Origin of the sequence: Streptomyces sp. NPDC032472, from assembly GCF_040636955.1 — a bacterium.
In the GTDB taxonomy this organism is placed as follows: domain Bacteria; phylum Actinomycetota; class Actinomycetes; order Streptomycetales; family Streptomycetaceae; genus Streptomyces.
In genome coordinates this window covers 1-3,557 of sequence record NZ_JBEZVK010000178.1, presented here as the reverse complement: position 1 = coordinate 3,557, position 3,557 = coordinate 1, and the positions used below count along the sequence as shown (strand labels likewise).

The 3,557-nt window shown below is 70.3% G+C and carries 3 protein-coding genes; 1 reads left to right on the top strand and 2 read right to left on the bottom strand.

Features of this window, described 5'->3' with window-relative positions; translation table 11 throughout:
- Positions 1-48: 48 nt before the first annotated feature.
- On the bottom strand, positions 49-333 hold the full coding sequence (locus tag AB0F11_RS37925) for a hypothetical protein (RefSeq protein ID WP_362184388.1): 285 nt from the start codon (positions 331-333) through the stop codon (positions 49-51).
- 223 nt (positions 334-556) lie between these two features.
- Here AB0F11_RS37925 and AB0F11_RS37920 point away from each other — a divergent pair, with 223 nt between their 5' ends.
- Entirely contained in the window at positions 557-2,179 is a 1,623-nt protein-coding gene (locus tag AB0F11_RS37920) for a putative glycoside hydrolase (protein ID WP_362184386.1), read from the top strand.
- A 76-nt stretch (positions 2,180-2,255) separates the two neighbouring features.
- On the opposite strand, the gene AB0F11_RS37915 is transcribed toward AB0F11_RS37920, so the two are convergent.
- Positions 2,256-3,224, bottom strand: coding sequence for a hypothetical protein (locus AB0F11_RS37915; protein ID WP_362184384.1), 969 nt, complete (start codon positions 3,222-3,224; stop codon positions 2,256-2,258).
- Between the last annotated feature and the right edge of the window lie 333 nt (positions 3,225-3,557).

The following is a 3,557-nucleotide window of genomic DNA, read 5'->3' as shown; positions in this document are numbered from 1 at the left end:
CGGGATGTCGATGCGGCCCGTCTGTTAGTCCCGTGCGGTGACCGGAACTTATTTCTCCCGAGCGAGGCGTTCCAACTCGGCCCGGAAATCGGCCGGGGTGCGGTCGTAGACGCTCGCCGGATCCTCCGTGAGCTGGTGGTACATCAGCACCGGCACCTGGCCGAGTTCGTTGGCGCCGACTTCCGCCGGGTTTTTTGCGGCGACGGGCCCGGCCGCCGCCGAGGATGCGGCCGCATGGTGTGCCCCCGCGGCCGGTGACGGCACCGTGGAACAGCCGGTGGCGAGCAGGGCGGCGCCTGCCAGGGCGCCGAGCGGAACGAGCGGGTGGCGCATCGGAAGCAAGCCTCTCCAAGGCAATGTGTCGCGCCATGACTACCTGCGACGGGAGCCCTCGTACCGCAGTGCCCCCTGCATGGCGTAACAGCCACGCCGGCACCGATCGCGGCCGTTCGTATGAAATCCGGGCAGAGCGAGGCGACCGGCAGACGGGGCGGCAATGAATGGAGGCAACATCCGGCCCACGCCCCGCCCACCCCACGGCACGAAGGACCTCAAGATGTTCCCCACACGCATAGCGCACCCCAGCCCCTCCCTCCGTCCCCGCCGCCCCGCCCGTCGCCGCGTTCTTACGGCGACGACAGGGGCGCTCGCGCTGACCGGAGCGGGCGTCGGAGCCTGGGCGTTCCTCACGCCGGGCCCGGGCATCCAGGGCGTCAGCGACGGCGCGGTCCTCGACGGGCGCGCGGCCGCACGCGTCAGCGCCTACCTCGCCGCCGACGCGGCCGGCGACAGGAACAAGCTGCGCGCCACCCTGGACGGCGCGGTGGTCCCCCTCACGGCCGATGGCGCCCGCCTGAAGCTCGCGCTTCCGCACCTCAAGGAAGGCCGGCACACCCTGGTCGTGGCCGGGGGTGGCAGCCTCCCCTTCACCTCCTCCCGCAAGGTCGTGGGCTTCAGTGTGGACACCACTGCCCCCGAACTGATCGTGGCCGACCCCGTGATCAAGAACGCCGACCCGGTGACCATCACGGGCAGCGCCTCCAGCGACGCCCTCGTGAGCGTCAACGGCAAGAGCGTCCCCGTCGACAAGGCCGGGGCCTTCAAGGTCAAGGTGCCAAAGGGCACACCCTTCGTCAGGGTCACCGCAGTGGACCGTGCCGGAAACACCACCACCAAGGACGTGTCCACCCGGGGACGCCGCCCCATGATCCGAGCCGCGCACATCACAGCCATCGGCTGGGGCGACGACACGCTGCGCGGCGACATCCTCGACCTGGTCCGCAGCGGCAAGCTCAACGCCGTCGAGCTGGACGTCAAGGACGAGGACGGCGAGGTCGGGTACGCGTCCCAGGTGCCGCTGGCCCGCCAGATCGGCGCGGCCAAGGGCTACTACGATGCCCGCAAGGCGATCGCCGAGATCCACGCCGCCGGCGCCCAGGTCATCGGCCGCATCGTGGCCTTCCGCGACCCCAAGCTCGCCTCGGCCTCCTGGGAGTCCGGCAAGCAGGACCGGCTCGTGCTGACTCCGGGGGGACAGCCGTACGACGGCGGGCACTACGGCGCCCTGTCCTTCACTAACTTCGCCAACCCCGCGGTCCGCAAGTACAACCAGGACCTCGCCGTCGAGGCAGCCCGGCTCGGCTTCGACGACATCCTCTACGACTACGTGCGCCGGCCGGACGGCCCACTGGCGGACATGCGCTTCCCGGGCATCGGTACCGCCACACCCGAGCAGTCGATCACCTCGTTCGTCGCCGACACGCGGACCGCGCTGCGTCCCCACGCCAAGTACCTGGGCGTCTCGGTCTTCGGCATCGCCGCGACCCGGCCCACCGAGATCGCCCAGGACATCGGCTCACTGGTCAAGGTCAGCGACTACATCGCACCGATGGTCTACCCGTCCCACTGGGGGCCGGGGGAGTACGGCGTCGCGGAGCCGGACACCTCCCCGTACGCGATCGTGCAGCGCTCGCTCGCCGACTTCGCCCGCCAGGCGAAGGGCACGCAGACCGAGATCATCCCGTGGCTGCAGGACTTCTCGATGGGCAGCACCTACGGGCCGGCCGAGGTGGCCGAACAGATCAAGGCCGCGGCAGCAAACAGGATGAACTCCTTCATCCTCTGGAACGCCGGCGCCCGCTACCAGGGCGCGGCCCTCCAGCAGATCGCCACGCACTGACAGGACCGACCGCACCTGCCCCCGAGGTCGCCACCCAGAGCAGTGCCGGGCGGCGACCTCAGGCAGGAACGCCCTGTTACCGGGCGCCGTTCCAGGGGACATCCGGCGTGAGCATTTCGTGGATGCAGCGGCGCAGTCCGCTGCTGGAGTCGACCGGGGGGAACCACGGCACCTGCTGGAACAGCTCGCCGAGTCGGCCGGTTGCAGGCTCGGTGAGGAGGTTGCGGAGCTCGTCGGAGACGGGATCGTCGACCAGGCACAGCCAGGCGAGTCCGGCAGCGACGCGGGTCTCGAGCGGTTGGGCGGCATCCGACCACAGGGCCCGGGCCCACGCGGGAGCGTGTTCGTGCCGGTCTTCGCGGGCGAGTTGGGCGATCGCCAGGATCAGGCTCACCCGGACCGCAGGATCCTCCTCCACCGCCGCCCTGCGATGCAGAGCCGAGGAGATGTGCGGGATCTCGCCGTTCGCCACTGCCAGCACGAACGCGACCGCGGAGCGGACATCGGCATCGGGGTCGGAGAGAAGCGGGAACAGCAGGTGCAGGTCGTCCGTGATGGCGGCGCGAGCGGCCTGGATCGTCCAGTCCACCGGGCACATGGTGGTGCCCTCCGTCAGATCCGGATCCTCGGCGACTTGGAGAAGGCCTTCGCGCGACCCGTCCCCGAGGTGCTGGCATCGTCCGATCTCGGCCACCAGACGAAGGGTTCCCGCACGGAGCCCGGGAAACCCGGTAGCCGCGATCCGGAGCAGGAACGGCACCGCCAGGGCTCCCACCGCAATCGTGCTGCCCTGGTGGTGCAGGTGATCCCAAAGCTGCCGGAGAGCCCGGCCGGCGGCTTCGGCGTCTGCGGAGGCAAGCGTTGCCAGGCCGACGGAAATTTCTTCGCCCGGACCGTAGAAGTGCGGAAACCGCCGCCAAGGGATCTCGTCGTACCTGAACCCGTCCTTGACCTCCCGCGGGATCGCCCCCATGACCGTCCGCATGTCGGCATCCGTGCCCACCCACGGCTCCGGCCACCGGTCCCAGAGGTCGTCATCGTCCATGGCTTGGCCTTCCCGTCCACCGGCACCATCCGAACTCCGGAGTCTAGCGACGGATGATCAAGAGCGTCTCGGTGCCTGGAGTCGGCCCGAGAGGCGCCACGAATGGGCACACGCGGCAACGGAGGGTGACATTCCGGGCCCCGGGCGGTGAGGCGCCCCACAGGACGTGTGTCACATTCGGGCCCGGATAGTAGGCCCGGGGCGCCGAGCCCCGCCCGGAATCGCGGCGCTGACACCGGTCCGCGTCCTCGCCTGCAGGCCCGGGCTGCGATGGCCGTTCGTAGAGGGGGGTCGTTGCCAGGCCGCGGACGGCCTGGCTAACTGGTTGTCGTC

Excerpts from the sequence above, each read along its gene's own strand:
- AB0F11_RS37925 (WP_362184388.1), bottom strand. The coding sequence starts at position 333 with ATGCGCCACCCGCTCGTTCCGCTCGGCGCCCTGGCAGGCGCCGCCCTG.
- AB0F11_RS37920 (WP_362184386.1), top strand. The coding sequence starts at position 557 with ATGTTCCCCACACGCATAGCGCACCCCAGCCCCTCCCTCCGTCCCCGC.
- AB0F11_RS37915 (WP_362184384.1), bottom strand. The coding sequence starts at position 3,224 with ATGGACGATGACGACCTCTGGGACCGGTGGCCGGAGCCGTGGGTGGGC.